The 18,948-nt window shown below is 65.0% G+C and carries 23 protein-coding genes; 8 read left to right on the forward strand and 15 right to left on the reverse strand.

Going from position 1 to position 18,948, the window contains the following annotated elements:
• Nucleotides 1-125: 125 nt before the first annotated feature.
• Nucleotides 126-833, forward strand: a complete 708-nt coding sequence (locus XH87_RS04910; RefSeq protein ID WP_271586363.1) for a glutathione S-transferase — start codon at nucleotides 126-128, stop codon at nucleotides 831-833.
• 27 nt (nucleotides 834-860) lie between these two features.
• On the opposite strand, the gene XH87_RS04915 is transcribed toward XH87_RS04910, so the two are convergent.
• The 3 genes from XH87_RS04915 to XH87_RS04925 all read right to left on the reverse strand — a co-directional run bounded on the left by XH87_RS04915 (nucleotide 861) and on the right by XH87_RS04925 (nucleotide 2,622).
• Entirely contained in the window at nucleotides 861-1,535 is a 675-nt protein-coding gene (locus XH87_RS04915; protein ID WP_271586364.1) for a methyltransferase family protein, read from the reverse strand.
• A 116-nt stretch (nucleotides 1,536-1,651) separates the two neighbouring features.
• The gene (locus XH87_RS04920) at nucleotides 1,652-1,825 is read right to left on the reverse strand and encodes a hypothetical protein (RefSeq protein WP_271586365.1); all 174 of its coding nucleotides are present in this window, start codon (nucleotides 1,823-1,825) and stop codon (nucleotides 1,652-1,654) included.
• Between the two features lie 323 nt (nucleotides 1,826-2,148).
• Nucleotides 2,149-2,622, reverse strand: coding sequence for a hypothetical protein (locus XH87_RS04925; protein WP_271586366.1), 474 nt, complete (start codon nucleotides 2,620-2,622; stop codon nucleotides 2,149-2,151).
• A 211-nt stretch (nucleotides 2,623-2,833) separates the two neighbouring features.
• Between XH87_RS04925 and XH87_RS04930 the strand changes: the two genes are divergently transcribed.
• Together XH87_RS04930 and XH87_RS04935 are read left to right on the forward strand one after the other, a co-directional pair.
• Nucleotides 2,834-4,501, forward strand: coding sequence for a fumarate hydratase (locus XH87_RS04930; RefSeq protein ID WP_271586367.1), 1,668 nt, complete (start codon nucleotides 2,834-2,836; stop codon nucleotides 4,499-4,501).
• Nucleotides 4,502-4,552: 51 nt separating this feature from the next.
• Nucleotides 4,553-5,692, forward strand: coding sequence for an epoxide hydrolase family protein (locus XH87_RS04935; RefSeq protein WP_271586368.1), 1,140 nt, complete (start codon nucleotides 4,553-4,555; stop codon nucleotides 5,690-5,692).
• 128 nt (nucleotides 5,693-5,820) lie between these two features.
• On the opposite strand, the gene XH87_RS04940 is transcribed toward XH87_RS04935, so the two are convergent.
• The 7 genes from XH87_RS04940 to XH87_RS04970 form a co-directional block, all read right to left on the reverse strand.
• Nucleotides 5,821-6,870, reverse strand: a complete 1,050-nt coding sequence (locus XH87_RS04940; RefSeq protein ID WP_271586369.1) for a DUF3616 domain-containing protein — start codon at nucleotides 6,868-6,870, stop codon at nucleotides 5,821-5,823.
• An 85-nt stretch (nucleotides 6,871-6,955) separates the two neighbouring features.
• Nucleotides 6,956-7,876 (reverse strand): SH3 domain-containing protein, encoded by a 921-nt coding sequence (locus XH87_RS04945; protein WP_271586370.1) that lies wholly within the window; start codon nucleotides 7,874-7,876, stop codon nucleotides 6,956-6,958.
• 15 nt (nucleotides 7,877-7,891) lie between these two features.
• Nucleotides 7,892-8,188, reverse strand: coding sequence for a hypothetical protein (locus tag XH87_RS04950; RefSeq protein ID WP_035707375.1), 297 nt, complete (start codon nucleotides 8,186-8,188; stop codon nucleotides 7,892-7,894).
• A gap of 188 nt (nucleotides 8,189-8,376) precedes the next feature.
• A complete protein-coding gene (locus XH87_RS04955) occupies nucleotides 8,377-8,931 on the reverse strand; it encodes an inner membrane-spanning protein YciB (protein WP_158670863.1) in 555 nt (184 codons plus the stop codon).
• 12 nt (nucleotides 8,932-8,943) lie between these two features.
• On the reverse strand, nucleotides 8,944-9,519 hold the full coding sequence (locus tag XH87_RS04960) for a hypothetical protein (protein ID WP_158670862.1): 576 nt from the start codon (nucleotides 9,517-9,519) through the stop codon (nucleotides 8,944-8,946).
• Nucleotides 9,520-9,595: 76 nt separating this feature from the next.
• Nucleotides 9,596-9,859 carry a hypothetical protein gene (locus tag XH87_RS04965; protein WP_271586371.1) on the reverse strand — a complete coding sequence of 88 codons (264 nt, stop codon included), beginning with the start codon at nucleotides 9,857-9,859 and terminating at the stop codon, nucleotides 9,596-9,598.
• Nucleotides 9,860-9,927: 68 nt separating this feature from the next.
• A complete protein-coding gene (locus XH87_RS04970; protein ID WP_271586372.1) occupies nucleotides 9,928-11,325 on the reverse strand; it encodes a carotenoid oxygenase family protein in 1,398 nt (465 codons plus the stop codon).
• A gap of 108 nt (nucleotides 11,326-11,433) precedes the next feature.
• On the opposite strand from XH87_RS04970, the gene XH87_RS04975 reads away from it, so the two are divergent.
• Complete coding sequence (locus XH87_RS04975; RefSeq protein WP_271586373.1) at nucleotides 11,434-12,174, forward strand: TetR/AcrR family transcriptional regulator; 741 nt, start codon at nucleotides 11,434-11,436, stop codon at nucleotides 12,172-12,174.
• 24 nt (nucleotides 12,175-12,198) lie between these two features.
• Here the strand turns inward: XH87_RS04975 and XH87_RS04980 are convergent, their stop codons facing one another.
• Nucleotides 12,199-12,807: a hypothetical protein gene (locus tag XH87_RS04980; protein WP_442868235.1), complete on the reverse strand. Its 609-nt coding sequence runs from the start codon at nucleotides 12,805-12,807 to the stop codon at nucleotides 12,199-12,201.
• A gap of 160 nt (nucleotides 12,808-12,967) precedes the next feature.
• On the opposite strand from XH87_RS04980, the gene XH87_RS04985 reads away from it, so the two are divergent.
• Nucleotides 12,968-13,534: an SET domain-containing protein gene (locus XH87_RS04985; protein ID WP_271586374.1), complete on the forward strand. Its 567-nt coding sequence runs from the start codon at nucleotides 12,968-12,970 to the stop codon at nucleotides 13,532-13,534.
• Between the two features lie 392 nt (nucleotides 13,535-13,926).
• Here the strand turns inward: XH87_RS04985 and XH87_RS04990 are convergent, their stop codons facing one another.
• Both XH87_RS04990 and XH87_RS04995 read right to left on the reverse strand, forming a co-directional pair.
• Nucleotides 13,927-14,280 (reverse strand): type II toxin-antitoxin system PemK/MazF family toxin, encoded by a 354-nt coding sequence (locus XH87_RS04990; protein WP_271586375.1) that lies wholly within the window; start codon nucleotides 14,278-14,280, stop codon nucleotides 13,927-13,929.
• A complete protein-coding gene (locus XH87_RS04995; RefSeq protein WP_035707395.1) occupies nucleotides 14,261-14,515 on the reverse strand; it encodes an AbrB/MazE/SpoVT family DNA-binding domain-containing protein in 255 nt (84 codons plus the stop codon). The genes XH87_RS04990 and XH87_RS04995 overlap by 20 nt, the downstream gene beginning before the upstream one ends.
• A 97-nt stretch (nucleotides 14,516-14,612) precedes the next feature.
• Here XH87_RS04995 and XH87_RS05000 point away from each other — a divergent pair, with 97 nt between their 5' ends.
• Complete coding sequence (locus tag XH87_RS05000) at nucleotides 14,613-14,813, forward strand: hypothetical protein (protein ID WP_271586376.1); 201 nt, start codon at nucleotides 14,613-14,615, stop codon at nucleotides 14,811-14,813.
• A gap of 36 nt (nucleotides 14,814-14,849) precedes the next feature.
• Nucleotides 14,850-16,415, forward strand: coding sequence for a GMC family oxidoreductase (locus XH87_RS05005; RefSeq protein ID WP_271586377.1), 1,566 nt, complete (start codon nucleotides 14,850-14,852; stop codon nucleotides 16,413-16,415).
• Nucleotides 16,416-17,332: 917 nt separating this feature from the next.
• Here the strand turns inward: XH87_RS05005 and XH87_RS05010 are convergent.
• Together XH87_RS05010 and XH87_RS05015 are read right to left on the reverse strand one after the other, a co-directional pair.
• Complete coding sequence (locus XH87_RS05010) at nucleotides 17,333-17,731, reverse strand: hypothetical protein (RefSeq protein ID WP_271586378.1); 399 nt, start codon at nucleotides 17,729-17,731, stop codon at nucleotides 17,333-17,335.
• A gap of 38 nt (nucleotides 17,732-17,769) precedes the next feature.
• The gene (locus tag XH87_RS05015; protein ID WP_271586379.1) at nucleotides 17,770-18,000 is read right to left on the reverse strand and encodes a hypothetical protein; all 231 of its coding nucleotides are present in this window, start codon (nucleotides 17,998-18,000) and stop codon (nucleotides 17,770-17,772) included.
• 101 nt (nucleotides 18,001-18,101) lie between these two features.
• On the opposite strand from XH87_RS05015, the gene XH87_RS05020 reads away from it, so the two are divergent.
• The gene (locus XH87_RS05020) at nucleotides 18,102-18,923 is read left to right on the forward strand and encodes a helix-turn-helix domain-containing protein (protein WP_035707419.1); all 822 of its coding nucleotides are present in this window, start codon (nucleotides 18,102-18,104) and stop codon (nucleotides 18,921-18,923) included.
• Nucleotides 18,924-18,948 lie beyond the last annotated feature (25 nt).

Here is an 18,948-nt window from a genome sequence, read left to right on the forward strand (position 1 = left end):
GGGGCGTCGTGCTCGAGCACGGCGCCCTTTTTTGTTGGGGTAGGAGCGGCGGGCGCTGCAACGCTGACGGAACTTGCGGCGGGTGCTACATTGATTTGCCTCGCGCCACTCTTACGGACCCACCCATGAAATACGAGCTCTACTACTGGCCCGAGATCCAGGGCCGCGGTGAATATGTGCGGCTGGCGCTGGAGGAGGCGGGGGCGCCCTATGTCGACGTCGCGCGCGGTCCGCGCGGCACCAGCGCAATGATGAAGATGATGGACGCGCGCAAGGGCACGCCGCCTTTTGCGCCGCCGTTCCTGAAAGCGGGCAAGCTCGTCATCGGCCAGACCGCCAACATCCTGCTCTATCTCGGCGCCCGCCATGGGCTTGCGCCGAAGACGGACGCCGGCAGGCTCTGGGTGCACCAGCTGCAGCTCACCATCACCGATCTCGTCGTCGAGATCCACGACACCCATCATCCGCTCGGGCCCTCGCTCTATTACGAGGACCAGAAGCCGCCGGCGAAGAAGCGCACGGCCGACTTCTGGAGCGAGCGCGTGCCGAAATATCTCGGCTATTTCGAGCAGCTTCTCGCCGAGAGCGGCGGCACCCATGTCGCCGGTCGCCGCCTGACTTACGTCGACCTCTCGCTGTTCCAGATCGTCGACGGGCTGCGCTATGCCTTCCCCAAGCGCATGAAAGCGTTCGAAGCGGATGTGCCGGGCCTTGTCGGCCTGCACGACCGCATCGCGGCACGGCCGAATATCAAGGCCTATCTCGAAAGCGAGCGCCGTATTCCCTTCAACGAGCAGGGCATCTTCCGCCGCTATCGCGAGCTGGATGGTTAGCCGGTCCGGCGGGACAGCGATCGGCGCTCACCAGACGCCGGGTACAAGGCGATAGGGCACCCGCACCATGTAGTCGGTGTAGCCCGGCAGGCCCTCGCGCAACGTGCGCTCCTCGATAGGGATGCGGACCGCGAACAACGCGATGAAGAGCGGCATCATCGCAAGTCCCCACCACGATCCCAGCAGCAAAGGCACGCCGGTGAAGAACAGCACCAGGCCGCTGTACATGGGATGGCGGACATAGGCGTAGGGACCGGTCGAGATCACGTGCTGCGCGCGCTCGGTTTGCAGCTTCACCACGGGCGCGGCGAACGAGTTCTCGCGGAAGACCCACATGGTGAACAGTGTCGAGACCAGGAGCAATCCGAGGCCGAGCGCCTGCAACGCAATCGGCATGTCCGAGGATTGAAACCGGCGGTCGAGCCCCATCACGGCCAGCCAGGCCAGCATCGCGACGACGAAAACGGTCATGAACATCTTGTCGGCGGCGGGCTGATCCTTCTGCAGGACCGGGCGCAGACGTTCGGCGAGCAGCGCCGGATCGATCCGGTAGAGCCACCAGCCGCAGAGCGGGCCAAGTAGCGCGGAGGTGGCGAGGAACGTCCACGCCGACGGCCAGTGCAGTGTCCCGGCGCACGCGAACAGCAGCGCGCCCATTGCGGCGACGAAGACCGTGTTCTGCAGCAGCAGGCGTGCGATCATACGCGGGTCCCAGATGAAGGGCGCGCGATGCTGCCGCGGCTATCCGGCAAAGATGCGGCCGGACGCGCGAAAAGCCCGATCGACCGGATCGGGCGCTTCAGCTTTGGCAAGCCTGATCAGGCGAGCTGGTCGATCCGCGTGCCCTGACCTGGCGGCAGCGGCGCGGGCGGCGGCGGCTTGTAGGTCGGGTCGTTGTCCTGGGTCATGGTCCGATCGTCCTGCTGCTTGGTCGTGTCGTAGCTCGGCACCACGATCGCGATCGGCGGCGGCGCAACGGTGGAAACCTTCATCCGCAAATCCTCACACATGGAAACAATTGAGCCTGCCTTGCGAGGAGCGAAGTTTCCCTCAAGGCAATCGCTAAAATGCGAGGGAATTGGCGGAATGAGGCAGGCGTCTTCGCTATGTGAGGAGACAACGAAGACTTTCCTCGTCATTGCGAGGAGCGGAGCGACGAAGCGATCCAGCCTGTCTCCGCGGAAAGATTCTGGATTGCTTCCGCCTTCGCCGAAGGCTTCGGCGGACAAGTCGCTGCGCTCGCAATGACGGAGAATGTGGTGAGCGGCACCGCGACGCATACGCCGCGAGCGCGCGGACAGGGTGAGTGCCCCGCCTACTCGTCCTTGCCGCGCGTGATGGCGATGGATGCCTCCGTCCTGGTGCGGGTGCATTCCATGTTGAGGCGGCGGTAGCGCATGCTGATCTTGTCGCCGCGCAACAGGCCCATCCGCTTCAGGCAGCGTGTCGCGCCCGTCGTCGTGTCGTCCTTCGTCACGGTGAAGACGATCGCGGCCATCGAACCGACCAGCGCGTAGAACTCCGGCTTGGGTTTGCGATCACCCTTGGCATAGAGCTCGATGGAATATTTGTCGCCGCGGCAACCCACGGACAGCTCCTTGGCCGCCGGATGCGTCATGTATACGACGTTGGCGGCCCGGAAATTCACCTTGAGGCGGTCGACCTGGTTTGCCAATTCCTTGGCGCTGTCGTCACAGCGATCGGCGCGAGCGGGCGAGGTGAAGGTCACAAGTCCGGTGATGGCAGCGGCGACCAGGATCGCGCCGCGGACGTTCAGTTTCAATGTCATGATGAAAAGCCCCTTGGGGCGCGCATTCAAGCCTCGGTGGACGCGAAGCGCAAGGGCGGGCAAAGGCATTTCCACGAGCTGTGCCAATGCCTTCCCGAGCCCGGCCTGCCTCTCCCATGCGCACCGCTCCCTTTCTTTTCGGGCCAAAATGCGCTTAGAACCCTTCTATGCCTAAGGGCCCGCGAGCCCCCAGAACCCCGAGATCCGCCCCATGAACGCTCCCACCGCCTTTCCCGACCAGTCCAAGCCCGTTCCGCCCTACAAGCACACCCCGCTGTTCCCGCTGGGCAAGGACGAGACGCCCTACAAGAAGATTTCGTCCGAGGGTGTCAGGGTCGAGAAGGTCCTCGGCAAGGACATGCTGGTGGTCTCGCGCGAGGCGCTGCGGGCGCTGTCGGAGGCGGCCTTTGGCGACATCAACCACTATCTGCGGCCCGGCCATTTGCAGCAGCTCCGCGCGATCCTGGAGGACGGTGAGGCGAGCCCGAACGACAAGTTCGTTGCGCTGGACTTCCTGAAGAACGCCAACATCGCGGCCGGCGGCGTGCTGCCGATGTGCCAGGACACCGGCACCGCGATCATCATGGGCAAGAAGGGCTGCAACGTCATCACCGACGGTGACGACGAGGCGGCGCTGTCGGAAGGCGCGCGCGACGCTTACCTGCGCCGCAATCTGCGCTACTCGCAGGTGGCTCCGCTCTCGATGTACGAGGAGAAGAACACCGCCAACAACATGCCGGCGCAGTGCGAGATCTACGCCGAGGGCCAAGGGGACTTAGCAACCGCCTACAAGTTCATGTTCATGGCCAAGGGCGGCGGCTCCGCCAACAAGAGCTTTCTGTTCCAGGCGACGCCCTCGGTGCTGACCAAGGATCGGCTGCTTGCCTTCCTGAAGGAGAAGATCCTCACCCTCGGCACCGCGGCGTGCCCGCCCTATCACCTCGCCATCGTGATCGGCGGCACTTCGGCCGAGCTCTGCATGAAGACGGTGAAGCTCGCCTCCGCGCGCTATCTCGACGCGCTGCCGACCCACGGCTCGCCCGACGGCAATGCCTTCCGCGACGTCGAGATGGAGAAGGAAATCCACAAGATGACGCAAAGCCTGGGGGTGGGCGCGCAGTTCGGCGGAAAATATTTCTGCCACGACGTGCGCGTGATCCGCATGCCGCGCCACGGCGCATCGCTCCCCATCGGGCTTGGCGTGTCCTGCTCGGCCGACCGCCAGGTGCTCGGCAAGATCACCAGGGACGGCGTCTATCTCGAGGAGCTCGAGCACAACCCGGCGCAGTACCTGCCGCAGGTCGAGCAGTCGCTCGGCGGCGAGGTCGTCAAGATCGACCTCAACCAGCCGATGAAGGACATCCTGGCGACGTTCTCGAAGCACCCGATCAAGACGCGGGTGTCGATGACCGGCACCATGATCGTCGCGCGCGATTCCGCCCATGCCAAGCTACGCGAGCGGCTGGAGAGGGGCGAGCCGCTGCCGGATTACTTCAAGAACCATCCGGTCTATTATGCCGGTCCTGCCAAGACGCCCGAAGGCTACGCCTCCGGCGCGTTCGGCCCGACCACCGCGGGCCGCATGGATTCCTTCGTGGACCAGTTCCAGGCCGCCGGCGGCTCGATGGTGATGGTGGCCAAGGGCAACCGTGCGCCCGCCGTGCGCGAGGCCTGCAAGAAGTACGGCGGTTTCTATCTCGGCTCGATCGGCGGCGCCGCCGCGAACCTCGCCGAGCACTGCATCAAGAAGGTCGAGGTGCTCGAATATCCCGAACTCGGCATGGAAGCGATCTGGCGCATCGAGGTGGTCGACTTCCCGGCGTTCATCATCATCGACGACAAGGGCAACGACTTCTTCAAGGAGTTGAACCTGGGCTAGAGCAGCCAACGGGCGTCACGCGGCGAGCGGCGGCGGAGCGAGGAGACGGCGATGGCGACGCCCTACAAGATCGAGATTTCCGACGACCGGCTCGCGACCATCGCGCGCAAGGTCGCCGCCTACGACTGGAGCGAGCTTCCCGACGCGGGAGGTTGGCGATCGGGCGTCGGGGTCGCCGACCTCCAGCGGCTCGTCACCTATTGGCGGGATGTCTACGACTGGCGTGCCGTCGAGCGGCGCCTCAATCGGCTTCCGAATTTCATGACGGATGTCGACGGCGAGCACCTGCATTTCGTGCATTTGAAGGGCGACGGCTCGAAGCCGCCGCTTCTACTCCTGCACGGCTGGCCAGGCTCGTATCTCGAGTTCGAGCCGCTGCTGGAGCCGCTGGTGGCGGACGGTCACGACGTCGTCGTCCCGTCGCTGCCCGGCTTCGCTTTCTCGAAGCCGATTACCGGCCTCGTCGGGCCGCGGCGGGCCGCGGCGCTGATGAACGGGCTGATGGGCGAGCTTTACGGTGCCGAGCGCTTCATCGTCCAGGGCGGGGATTGGGGTAACGCCATCGCCGCGTGGATGGCGCACGACCGGCCCGACGCGCTGCTCGGCATCCACCTCAACATGGTCAACCTACACGCGGAGGATGCCGCACCGACGAGCGACGCGGAAAAGGCATTCGTCGCCAAACGGGACGAACTCTTGGAGCTGGAGAGCGGCTACAGTCACCAGCAGGGGACGCGCCCGCAAACGCTCGGCGCGGCGATGGCCGACAGCCCCGTCGGCGCGGCCGGCTGGATGCTCGAGAAGATCGGCAAGTGGGCCGATCTCCCGGTGGCGCCCGATGGCCGCCCGGACATCTGGAGCAAGTTCTGCGAAGAAGAGTTGCTCACCAACATCATGCTCTACGTCGCGCCGTCCTCGGTCGTCACTGCGACCTGGATCTATCAGGGCAGGCGCCTCGAAAAGTCGAACAAGTTTCCCGCTGGAACGCGCATCAAGGTGCCGACCGGCGTCGCCGCCTTCCCCGACCCCGTATTCATCCCGCCGCCGCGCACCTTTGCACAGAAGACCTACGACATCGTGCACTGGAGCGACATGCCGTCGGGCGGCCACTTCGCCGCTTGGGAGGAGCCGGACCTGATGCTGAGCGACCTGCGGGCGTTCGTCGCCCTGGTCCTCGGCAAAAGCTCGTGACGTCGGCAATCTTGGCGACCGCGGAATTGGCGCCGCGGCCCTGCCGCGGGCGTGGCGGAACTAGACTCTAGTCTAATCGGGTCCAGCGTGGTCCGCCGGTCTCGCGCCGGCGGACGCGCGGCGCGCGTTCAGCGCTGGATCTTGAACGACATGGCGCCGCCATTTTCGACGCCGTCAAACATGACGAGGACGCGAATGCTGTCGGCGTCTTCCTCGAGGGGAAGCAGAATTTCCGCTTTGGCGCCGTCCTTGACCTTGCTCAGGTCCAGCCTCGCCAGGGGCTTTGCGGTCTCGCTGCTGCCGTCCCACAGCCAGACGGTATAGGGAACGTCTTCCTCGCGTGTCGGGCCTGCGAGTATCAAGAGCCCGTCGCGGACCGCAGCGAGGTCCCGGATCCCGGTATCCTTGCCGAGTTCGAGCGATTTGGTCCTGGGCTTGAGATCGTCGTCCTTGGTGAAGAGCGCATCCGCCTTGACGCTGACCACGAAGGCATGACGCTTCAGCGACGGGCTTCGCAACCCGAAGTACATGCGACCGTTCCTGACCGCAATTCCTTCGATGTTGATGCCGCCATCGGCAAGCGGCTCGTTGAAGTAAGCCTCGACGTCGTCGTCCTTCTTGAGCACTTTGCGCAACCGTGAACTCGCCTCGACGCCATCGACGCGCTCGGCATCAGGTTTGGTCCTGGGAACGCCGGTTTGCGGATCGACGGCGATCCGAAATACGGCGTAGCTCGACAGGTTTTTCTTGTCATTGTGACGGCTTCGACCATGCGAGCCGGTCACGTAGAAGAAGCCTTCGTCATAGGCGACGCCCTCGGCATCGGGGTCCTTGTCTTCGTCCGAAAGCAGAATGAGATCCTTTGGAAGGAGGACGTTGCCTTCGATCGAGAAGAACTGCGCATACTTCTTCTCGTCATTGGCAATCAGGCACGACGTGAATTTGGGCGTGGTCGGCACGCATGCCGCGCCGCTCAGATTCATGCGCGGCTGGTCCTTGAGCTTTTCGTTCTTCTCGTTGTCTTTGAAGATCGAGGCGGGCTTCCAGGTCGTTGCGTCAGGAGCAACCTTCGGCGGCAAATGTTCGCCGCGCCCGGCCGGCATTGTTGCTCCCAGCAGAATGCAGACGAACGCAGCCGTCAGTGATCGGTGAGTTGCACGCGCGATGCTATCGGACATTCTTGCCTCCCGGGTGTCACCCCCAGATACAATCCTGAATTGCATAAGAGGCAAGGGAGAGAATGTCGCGGAGCGCTGGCTCCCGTCAGCTGCAATTCGTGACCTGGTTGGAGCAGAGCGCGCGCCACCAGCCGCGCACGCCGTCGTGGCTCTCGACCAGACCCCAATGGCCGCTGCAGGCGAGAAGCCGCTTCGGCCCGCCATCGCCGTCGATCGGACCGCCGAGCTCGCGCTGGGCCGGCACCCATTTGGCGTCGACGAAGGGGGCCTGGAACAGTCCGCCCGCGCGCGTGGCGCCATTGGCGTAGTTCGCGCCGACCTTGCTCGAAGCGACCCAGCCGCGCCCGGCATAGGGTTTTGGCGCGCTACGCGGATATTTCTTGTCGTCCTCGTAGTCCTTGCCCGGCGGCTTGGCGCCTTCGATCAAAAACCAGCCGTCCTTGAAGCCGATGATGCGGAATTCGGTGAGCCAGCCGCCGTCGGGCGTGTTCTCGGCGCCGCCGAGCTTGAGCCGATAGGGCGGTGGCAGCGTCCCGAGCACGCCGGCCTTCACCGAGGGCTCGGCGCGCACATTCAGGCCGTTCGGATCCTTGTCGATGGACCAAGCGCCGAGATCGCAGGGCTCGGTGCCTTCGGGCAGGGTGGCGCGCTTGGCGGCGAGTTCGGCGTGCAGCTTTGCGAAATCGGTGTCGTCGTTGTCGGGATCCGGCTCGGCGCGCGGCTTCAACTCGGCCGATATCGCGCGTGCCGCATCCGCCGTCAGCGTGACCACGAGGGCCTGACGCGCAGCAAAGACGCTTCCCGGCGTCTTCGGATCGTTCGAGGTCGTCGGATAGACGGCGAGATAGCCGGTCGAACCATCGGTTCGATAGGCGGTGCCGGCGACATAGCCCGCCGGCACCAGGGCGAGCGCGCTCGCGCGCCACGCCGGCTCGGTGTCGTCGGCGCGCGCGGCCTGTGACGCGACACACAGGATCGTCGCCGCGATGAGACGGAGCGCACGCATCGGTGCAGCGCGCGCTTACGCCCGCGCGCCCGTGAACGGGAAGCTGCCCATCGGGCCGATGCCCATCTCGCCGCTGATGCTGTCGCCGGAGACGGTGCCGGTGAATTCGAGCGTGAGCGGCATTGGTTTGTCGATCGAGACTTTCCAGGAGACGTTGTCGCCAGAGACAGTGCCGTCGAAAATCTCGGCGGTATTGCCTTCCGCGCCCTGCATGCCCGTGAGCGTGCCGCCCGCAGCCTTCAGGCTCAGCGTCGCCTGGCGCTCGCCCATCGGCGTGGTCATCGTCAGATTCCAGTTGCCGTCCACAGCCATTCCCGTCTCCCGAATAAATTCCGGCAGCCCGCGACGATCCGCGGCCTGTCCTCAGCGAGCCTATAGCCCAACTCGCAGCTCCTGCCTAACGCTGCATTCGGGGCATAGAAGCATGATCCCGAAAAGTGCGTAGGTTTTCGGAAAAGATCGTGCTCAGACAACGACCTAAAGCGCGATCACATCGCGCTTTAGGCGCGGGCGGCGGCGCGCCGGCGGCTGGTGACGATGAGCCGCAGGACCACATACTGCACGGCGAAGGCCAGGATCTTGGCGCCACCGGCAACCACTGTGATGTAGAAGGCCCACAGCTTCAGATCGCCTGTGGAGGCGACCACGATCATGCCCGCGCCGATCACGAACATCAGCACCGCCCAGGCATAGCCCGCGGCCGTCACATATTCCGGAACGGTCTCGGCGACGATCGGCGGCATGTAGCGCAGCATCCAGCCGCGCTTGAGCATGATGAGGCCGATCGCGAAATGCGCGATGGAAGGTTTTGCCAGCATGAAGCGCGGATCGTTGGTCAGCAGCGTGACGGCGCCCAGCACGACGACGAGCGCGAGGCTCGCATAGGTCATGTAGTTGAGCTCTCGTCCCTTGACGCGGGCATAGATCACCTGCGCGATCGCGCCGGCAATTGCCACCGACGTCGCCAGCACGACGTTGTCTGTGATGAGGTAGACGGCCAGGAAGACGATGGCCGAGAGGAAATCGGAGGCAAGGCGGGCGAATACGTCCTTCATCGTCGATCCTGTTCAGCGGGCGTTGGGCAGTGCGCGGGCCGGCGTACCGTACTTGATCTGGCGATACTCGGGATACCATCTTGTGAAGTAGATTGCGCTGTTGCGGGCAGCGAAGGCGACCGCAAGGCTCGACCAGAGCGGCAGCCCGGGAACGTAGAGCAGTACGAGATTGGCGGCCGCCATCAACAACGCGGCTGCAGTCCACGCGGCGGTGATGACGTAGTTGGCATGGAGAAAGCCGGGCATCGCCGCGGTCTCGGCCGGGACCGCTTCCAGCGCATATTGCAGCGTGAAGGGACGGCGGACCAGCATCGAGCCGAGCGAGATGACGAAGATGCCGATGTCGACCGACAGCTTGACGCCGAGCGTGCCGAGCTGCGGATCGAGCAGCGCGAGGTAGAGCCCAATAGCGGCGAACACGACCGCCGAGCCCGCGGCCAGGGTCTTCACCGAGCGGCCGCACGCGACATCGATCGCGATGGTGGCGAGGCAGATCGCGGAGGCCGCGAACACGCTTGAAGTGGCCGACGTCACCAGCATCAGACAAGTGTAAGCGCCGTAGGGCGCGAGGATCAGGAAAATCGCCATGGGCCGCCCCGGTAAGGTCGATCTTTACGGTGTAAAGATCAGTAGTTCAGAAGGAGCACTGGGTCAAGCAAAATCTTTACAGTGTCAAAATAACGAAAGCGGCATGTAGGAGTTCAATAGTGGCAATGGCTTGGTCGGACACCTCATCGACCAATTCTGCCCAGGGTAGGCGCGACAGGATGGGAAGCGCGCAGGCGATCGCGAGACCGAGAGCGAGCAGGATGCCGCCGTTGAAGACGACCTCGCCGCTCCGTCGCAGCCGGATCATCTGGACGGCAGCCGCGACGCAGATCAGGGCGAGGACGGCGAGAAAGTCTGCGGCGAGCGAGGGCATCTGCATGGGGCCTCTCTGGTGACACATCGGTGCTGCGGCCTCGGGCGCGAAGGAGGCGCCCGGAATGACGGGCGCTACACCGCACCCACCCAATTGCCGTGAAAGCCGTCGGGTACGCGATGGCCGAGCTGCACCAGCGCGACGGGACCCGCCTCGACATCGGTGGCGTTGAACACCGCGAGATCGCTGCGGTTCTCCCGCGCGCGCCAGACCACCGCGAGCAGCCAGCCATCGCCTTCGGCCGCATCCTTCGACCGCTCGACGAACACCGGTTCGGAGATGGTGTCGCCGGCCGGCAGCAGATAATGGCCGAGCCGCGTTCCATTGCCATCGACATGGACGATGCCCGACAGCGCGCCGAACATCGGCAGCTTCGGATTGGCGCAGGCGTACCAGCCGTGACGGCTCTTCAGCCCGGCGCGGCGATCGTCGATGCGCGGGAATTCGCCGGTGAGATCGTCGAGATAGGTCTGCTGGAAGCGGTCGGTGTTCCCCGAAAGATCGAAGGTCCAGCGGCAATGGCGGGCGCGCGACTTCTCCGGATCGGTCGGCCGTCCATCGGGATGCGGAAACAGCGGCGCTTCCTCGAACTGCATGACGTCCGCGATGATGCGGTTCTCGTGTTCCCACGCATTCATGATGTGGAAGACGTAGCAGGCTTCACCGCGGAACCAGACGATGTCCTTCGCGGTACCGCTGCGCTTCATCACGCCGACATAGGCGCCCTTGTCCGGCTCCCAGGCATAGGGCGGCCGTCCGCTCATCGCGCGCTCCATTCTGCCGGTGATGGGCAGGATCGGAAACAGCACGTGGTTCGCGGTGACGATGAAGTCGTGCACCATGCTGGCATAGGGCGCTTCGAACCGCTCGAAGCGCGTCGCCTTGCCGGATGCATCGATCGAGCCGTAGGAGAGGGCAGGGGTCAACGGACCTGCGGCGTTGTAGCCGAAGAACACCATCTCGCCGGTGACGGGATCGATTTTCGGATGCGCGGTGAAGCTGCCGGCGACGCGGCCCTGATAATTGTGATAGCCGCGCGTCGTCAGTGTGCCCGGCTCGATCTCGGTCGGCAGGTGCGCCTCTTCCAGCGCGAGCAGCTTGCCGGCATGGAAGATGATGTTGGTGTTGGCGACGCCGCCGTCGGTGAGATCTTTCGGCGCATCCGGCAGTTTGCGGCCGAAGCCGCCGAACAGGGCGCGGCCGGCATCGTGCTCGGCGAGCCATTTCGGTGTACGGACCCAGCGGTTGCGATAGCTGGCGCGGCCGTTCTCGAGATGAAACGCGTGCAGCATGCCGTCGCCGACGAACCAGTGCGCGCCGGGCGACGAGAACTGCGGATTGGGACCATTGCGATAGAGCGTGCCGTTCAGCTCGCGCGGCAACTCGCCGATGATCGTCAGGAACGGAGCGTCCGCTTCGAACGGGATTGGCGCGATATTGTTGCGGCGCTCGGCGATGGCGTCGTGCTGCACGGCGTTTTCCTCTCCCAATCTTTACATCGTAAAGATCAGATAGCGCCGATTGCCATTTTGGTCAAGCGAAATCTTTACACTGTAAATATTGCGTCATATAGCTTGTAAATGGCCAAGATCGACACCAAGACCGACACCAAGAGCGAAACGGCGCGAAGCTCGCGCACTCCCAGAAGAGCCACGTCGACCGCGGCATCGCGCACCTCGCGCCGTGCGGGAAGCGCGAAGACCGAGACGCGGTACCATCACGGCGCCCTGCGCGAGGCGTTGCTCCAGGCCGCCGAACGCGTGCTCGAGCGCGACGGGCTGGCCGGCCTGACCTTGCGGGCGGTGGCGCGCGAGGCCGGCGTCTCCCATGCGGCGCCCACCCACCATTTCGGGGATCTCACCGGCCTGCTCAGCGAGCTTGCGGCCGTGGGCTTTTGCCAGTTCAACGCGGCAACGGCCGCGTCCTGCGAAGTTGCCGCCACGCCGCTCGAAGCCGCGCTGGCGCGACCGAAAGCCTATGTCGCCTATGCGCAGGCCCATCCCGGCATGTACAGCATCATGTTCCGCACCGAGCGCCTCGACTATTCCAGGCCGTCGTTGCACGAGGCCGCCGAAGCCTCCTTTGCCGGGCTTGCCAATGCGGTCGGCATGATGCGGCAGGAACAGATCCGTGGCGACGCGCTGACGCTGAGCCAGGGCGCCGCGATCGCACGTGCCTGGTCCATGGTGCACGGCTTCACCACGCTGCTGCTCGACGGACGGCTCGAGGACATTTTGGGGCGTCTGCCCGAGGGAACGACGGCGGAGCGGCTGCTCGAGGCGATGCTGACGGCGCCGGTGACCACCAAACTCCCCGCATAGCGATCGTTTCAGCGCTCCCGAGGGCTAGCGTATGGTAGCAAGCTCGACGGCGCGGCCGCGCGTGCCGATGATCTTCACCTCGTCCTTGCCGCACACGAAACCGCGGGCGACATCATCGGCGGCCTTGCGCGCCAGCTCATTGGCGGTGGAGTTGGCGGTCGCGTCGACATAAGCGACGTGGCAGACCGGACCCGGTGGTAGCCGGGTCACGACCAGCATGGCCTTGGTGCTCGGGCGTCCCCGCTTGTCGGGATCGGCGCTGTCGGCGATGTGCCAGCGCTGGATGATCGCAAACGGCTTGGCGCCCACGGTGCGCCATTCGATCGTGGTCTCCGACGAATTGAACGGGGCGAACCAGACCCTGGCCGCCGGTTCCTCGGCCGCAGCCCTGCGATTGCGGCCGACCGAGACGACTTCGCGAAGATCGTCCTCCGCGACCAGCACGACGAGCCCGTCCTTGCCTGGGCACGCCCGCGTGGTGCTGCCGTCGAGCTCGCTGGGCTTGCCGATCTGGCGGCAATGCTTCGGCGCGGTGGAGCTGTAGCTGCTGCCCACCGATTGGGCGCCGGCGCTGTTCAGGCCGATGCAGGCCATCGAGACGGCAAGGCCCATGCTGGCGATGTGGTTCATCATGAGGCTTCGATGATCTTGGAACTTCCTTCCATCAGACGTCTTCATTGTGGGCAAGGTTCAAACGGGGGTGGGATGGACCTGACAGCGGTGCGGAATCGTTCTAGAAGAGCGGCTTCGTCTGAGGCATCGGGCCTCGTTCGCGTTCTCATTTCTCTCGATCATGCCAGCCATCGCTTCCAGCAAATCCTATCGCGTCGGCCGTTCCAAGACCGGGCTCGGCCTCTTCGCCACCAAGCCGATCAAGAAGGGCACAAGGATCATCCGCTATTTCGGGCCGATCCTGGATTCGCGGATTCCCGAGCAGGACGAGATCGAGAACAAGTACCTGTTCGAGCTCAACGGCCGCTGGACCATCGACGGCTCGGTGCGCAAGAACCTCGCCCGCTACATCAATCATTCCTGCCGCCCCAACGCGGAGTCCGACGTTCGCCCGCGCGAGCGCAAGGTCTTCATCCGCGCCATCAAAAACATCGAGCCGGGCGAGGAGATCAACTACGATTACGGCACCGACTATTTCAAAGCATACCTGAAGCCGATCGGCTGCAAATGCGACTCCTGCGAGAAGAAGCGCAAGAAGCTGCGCGCCGAAGCGCGGGGGGAAGCCGCCAAGGCAAAGGCGCGCAAAGCCAGGAGGGTTGTCGCAAAGGGCTCGAAGACCAAGGCCGCCAAAAAGAAGAAGCTCAACGGCCACGCCGTTGCCAAGGTTGGCGGCCGCGCACGGGCGTAGCTCGCACTCGCGCCTGGCTCCGCTGTCATGCCCTGGCTCGGCCGGGGCATCCAGTGCGCCGTAGCTTCTCGATTATGACACTCACGTCTCTGGAATGTCAGGTCGCCCAAGGTCCAGTTCGCAATTGCGCATAGGCCGGGCGATGACAGTCAGATGGGTTGAGCCCTTTGCGAACCCATCACTTTCCTTGGTTCCGCTCACCGAACTCACTGCCGTTCTCCAACTGATGGCCCGGCCCATCAGCCGGATCGTTGCCGAGCTTCGCATGCCCGAGGAATAACGACGATGGCCAATCGCGCCCCCCTTGAGGCGGATGGCGAAATCAGCGCCGCCACTTGATGGTTGCTACGGCGTGACCCATCCCGCACCTGATCACATGACCTGAGCGAAGTTCAGTCAATTCCGAGCAGCGCCGCCAAGCGCTCGCGGACTTCGGTCAGCAGCATGTCGGTTGCCCGTCCGGCATACGCGATGGGCCGCTTTTCCCACGAGATGCTTCTGGGCTGGTCTGCCAGGACGACGCCACGAATGTTCGGATCGTCCGGCAGTGCGGCTTCGAATGGATAGCCGCGCACGCGGCTTGTGATCGGGCAGATCACGCAAAGGCCTGCTGCAGCGTTGTAATTGTGCTGCGACACCACGATGGCTGGTCGTCGGCCGCTTTGCTCGTGGCCCACCGTAGGGTCCAAATCAATCCAGATCAGATCGCCGGCCTCCGGGCAATAATCACCAGATTTCTTTGCCAACCGCCCGCCCCCAATCGGTCTCGTCATGGCGGTTGTCCGGCGTTATCCCGGCAACGAGCTCGTCGAGCGCATAGCGGCGTTTCCGCCGTTTCGGCAGCGCAATCTCGATCACCAGCTTCCCGTCGGCCACTGTCATCTCCGCCGCACGGCCGTCGCGCGCTCCGATTTCATCTGCGAACGCTTTGGGCACCCGCAGCGCCAGGCTATTGCCCCACTTCTGGAATGCCACCTTCATTCCGGGCCTCCGACATCCAATGATACAATGTAGATACAATCTTGAAGCCGGTCAATGGAGGTCCGCGCGCGATCTCTCGCGGCTGATCGGCAAAGGCATGAAGCAGGTGTTTTGGCTCGCGACGGAGGACCGCGACCGAACCGCCGAATATCTCATCGAGGTCTGGTACATTCTCGGTTTCAAGGCACCGACTGGACAATTCGTATCCGGCTCGGGCTTTCCCAGAGCCGACGGCTACAGCGAACCGCTGCCTCCGGGCTGGATCGCGCCAGATCGGCCACGCCCGATCGGGTCGTAGCACGGGGTGGAGCGAAGCAAGTGGGAGCAAGCGAAAATGCTCGAGCAGGACTACGACACGATCGTCATCGGCGGTGGCTCCGCCGGCGCGACCCTGGCGGCGCGGCTCAGCGAAGACCCGTCGCATCGCGTGCTGCTGGTCGAAGCGGGGCAGGATCTGCGCACGGCGACCACGCCGGAGCATATCCGCATCCCGAACCCGATGCGTGCCATTGGCGATGACGACTTCCGCTGGCCGAAGCTGCTCGCGCGGCGCACCGAACGGCAGCAGCCGCTGCTGCTCTGGCGCGGCCGTGCCATGGGCGGCAGCTCGACCATCAACGGCCAGATCGCGATCCGCGCCGTTCCCGACGATCTCGACCGTTGGGCAGACGCGGGCTGCACCGGCTGGTCATGGGACGAGATGCTGCCGTTCTTCTGCAAGCTCGAGACCGACAAGAATTTCCCCGAGGCCGCCTATCACGGCGACCGAGGTCCGATCCCGGTGTATCGCGCGCCGATTCCGGATTGGGGCAATGTCGACCGGGCGTTGCGATCCTCGGCGCTTGCGCTCGGCTATGGCTGGTGCGAGGACCACAACGCGCCCGATGGCACCGGCGTCTCGCCCTACGCGATCAACAGCGAAGCGGGACTGCGCATCTCCACCAATGACGGCTATCTGGAGCCGGCGCGCGGCCGCGCCAATCTCCACATCGTCGGCAACGCGCTGGTCGACACCGTCGTCTTCGAGGGCAACCGGCTGCATGCCAGCGGCGTCCGGGTCCGCGTCAACGGCCAGTCCTACACGCCCCGCGCCGCGCGCGAGGTGATCCTCTGCGCCGGCGCCATCCATTCGCCGGCGATCCTGCAACGCTCCGGCATCGGCCCCGCCGCGCTGCTGGAGCGGCTCGGCATTCCGGTCCGCGCCGACCTGCCGGTCGGCGAAAACCTGCTCGACCACCCGATCGTCAACGCGCTGCTGCATCTGCGCGACGACCGCCATGTCTCGACGCTGATGCACCGGCACACCAATTGCTGCCTGCGTTATTCCTCCGGCCTTGCGGGCGCCGGTGACAACGACATGATCATGATCGCAGGCAATCTCGCCCGCACGCCGCAGGCGCTGGCCGTGGTCTCGCTGGGACGCATCGCCGTCTCCGTCTATCAGGCGTTCAGCCAGGGCCACGTCCGCATCACCACGACCGACCCCGAGGTCGACCCTGCGGTCGAGGAACGCATGCTGTCCGACCCGCGCGATCTCGCGCGGATGCGCGACGGCGTCCGCCGCCTGCGCGAGATCTGCCTGCAGCCGGCGGTGACCGAGATCGCCTCCCGCGTCGACTACGGCAACAGCGGCCGCTCGATGGACGCGCCGTTCAGCGATGCCGAGCTGGATGACTGGCTGTTCGCCGAGTGCAGCGATGCCCAGCACGCCAGCGGCACCTGCCGCATGGGCGCAGCCTCCGATCCGCGCTCCGTCGTCGATCCCGACTGCCGGGTGATCGGCTGCACGGGCCTGCGGGTGATCGACGCCTCGATCATGCCGGAAGTGCCGCGTGCCAACACCCATCTCACAACTGTCGCCATCGCCGAGCGCATGGCCGAGCGGTTGAAGACGTCGTAGGACGGATGGAGCGAAGCGATACCCATCACCGGTCGTTCGGCAAAGCCGATAGGTTTCGCAAGAGCTCAACCCATCCTACCGGCTCTGGCGAGGCGTCGGGCAAAACACCCAAAACCCGTCAATCCCTCCCGTCAAAAATATATCACTTTTCCGAATTTCGGATTTGTGGCATATGTGCGCCCATCCCGGCCCTGCCAGAGGGGCGCTTCGCGATCGTCACGAGATGCGGGCTGGGGTGCGGTGGACGCGGCAGCGCCGGCGCGATTTGCGTGGGGCAGGGACGGGCGACCGTTGAGTTCCGGCACAACGTGCATACGACACGGCGCGGTCACAGCGGTTTGGTCGACGGTCCGGGGTGCGCACACCGAGCGCCGGGCGCTGAGGCCAGGCCGTCCGCGGACGGAGAAGTCGTGTGGTCCCGACGCCCGGGGTTCTGGCGTCAAGGCTTGCGGTGATGTGGCGACCGACCGGCGCGCGCATCAGTCATCCGCAAGGCGACGGGGGCAATAGTGCAACGCTCCCCGAGGAGAGCACGAAGGACACCGTTAAAACCATCCGCGCAGGGAAGGCCGGGCGACCGGCATCACCTGTGGTCCAACCCGTGTGCATTCCTTGTACACGGACTCGGGTGCCGCCGGCGCCCGGCCTTCCCTGCGCCCTTTGGCAATTGAAGGGTGCGATCGATCGGGCAAAGCTCGGGCGAAATGCGCCGCGAGAACGCGAGGCTATGTCTGCAATGACGATTGTGGAAACGGGTGTGCGACAAACTACGGTCTCGTGCCCCGGACGCAGCGCAGCGCGACTTCAGCGGTGCGCTGCTGAGCCGGGGCATATATCCGCGAGCGATCCGTGTGGCATGGGTCCCGGCTCTGCGCAGCAGCGCAGGAGCGCTGCGGCGCGTCCTGGACACGGGAGTGTCACGCCGCCACCACGCTCCCGCTCTTCCGCAATCCCACATATTGCAGCTCGGCGAACACGCCGGTGGCGATCGCCTGCGCGACGACCATGAGCTCGCCGGCGATATTCGGCGACGCCGCGCCGGAGAGCAGCAGTGCGATGCTGCCGACGGTCCAGGCCGCATTGCCGACCACGACCAGCAGCACGAGGGGCTTCGGCACTGTCACGCGTGAGGCTAGCCAGCCGACCAGCGCGGTGTAGGCGATCAGGAACAGGCCGGTCTCGCGCAGCAGTGCTTCGGGCAGGTTGAACAGTGCCGCGAACGCGCTCGCGCAGAAAGTGAAGCCGAGGGCGGCGATGCCGCTGAAGATCGCGTCAGCGAGCAGGGCGCGGCGCAGGAAGGTGGATGCGTCGATCATCTTGGGTCTCCATGGTTGGGGTGGGCTCGGGGTGAAAGTCAGCGCAATCCGCGCCACCAGGCGCGAACGAGGCGGGCGAGGCGGAACGGGCAGAGGCTCCTGCCGACGCCGTGCTCGAAGGCGATGACCTGTGCGACCACGTAATCGCCGGTCGAATGCACCAGCGGCTCCGGCATGTTGAGGCTGCGCGCCAGCATGCGGGTCGCGAGCGTCATGGCCCAGGGAAGAAGGTGGTCGGCGACGGTCCGGTACAGCAGCAGCGCGATCATGGTCATCTCCTGTTGCAACCGAAGATGCGCCGGCCCGCGGGCCAATTCGATTACCTCGCTGGTAATGGAAGGGCCGAAATCCGCATGATAGGTTTCTGGTCATGAACCCACATGCTTCCACGGCACGTACCGAACGCAGCCAGCCGGTCCATATCGGCGACCATTTGCGCGAATGGCGGCAGCGTCGCCGCATGAGCCAGCTCGATCTCGCTGGCGAAGCCGAGATCTCGGCGCGGCACCTGAGCTTCGTCGAGACCGGCCGCGCCGCGCCGTCGCGCGACATGGTGCTCAGGCTCGCCGAGCGTCTCGACGTGCCCTTGCGCGAACGCAACGTGCTGCTGGTGGCCGCCGGCTACGCGCCGGCATTCCAGCAGCGCACGCTGGAGGATCCTGCCTTGAAGTCAGCCCGCCAGGCGATCGACCTCGTGCTCAGGGCGCATGAGCCCAATCCCGCGCTCGCGGTGGACCGGCACTGGAACCTGGTCTCCGCCAATCGCATGGTGGCACCGCTGCTCGACGGCATCCCGCAGCATCTGCTCGGACAGCCCTTCAACGTGCTGCGGCTCGCGTTCCACCCGGAGGCGCTGGCCCCGCGCACGGTCAATCTCGCGGAATGGTGTGGGCACCTCCTGGAGCGGCTGCACCGGCAATGCGAGGCGACGGCCGATCCGGAACTGATCAAGCTCTACAACGACCTGAAGAGCTATCCCATTCCCGCCCGCGCGGCCCCGCTGTCGAGCGACACTGTCGCGATCCCCTTCAAGCTGCGGCATGGCGGGGAGATCCTCAGCTTCTTCTCCACCACGATGGTGTTCGGCACGCCCGTCGACATCACCCTGTCCGAACTGGCTCTGGAGACCTTCTTTCCCGCCGACGAGCGCACGGCCGAACGGCTGAAGCAGATGGAAGCAGCCATGACCTAGCGCTCTTGCCTCGGGGCGGGTTCGG

Source organism: Bradyrhizobium sp. CCBAU 53415, from assembly GCF_028128735.1.
Taxonomy (GTDB): Bacteria; Pseudomonadota; Alphaproteobacteria; order Rhizobiales; family Xanthobacteraceae; genus Bradyrhizobium.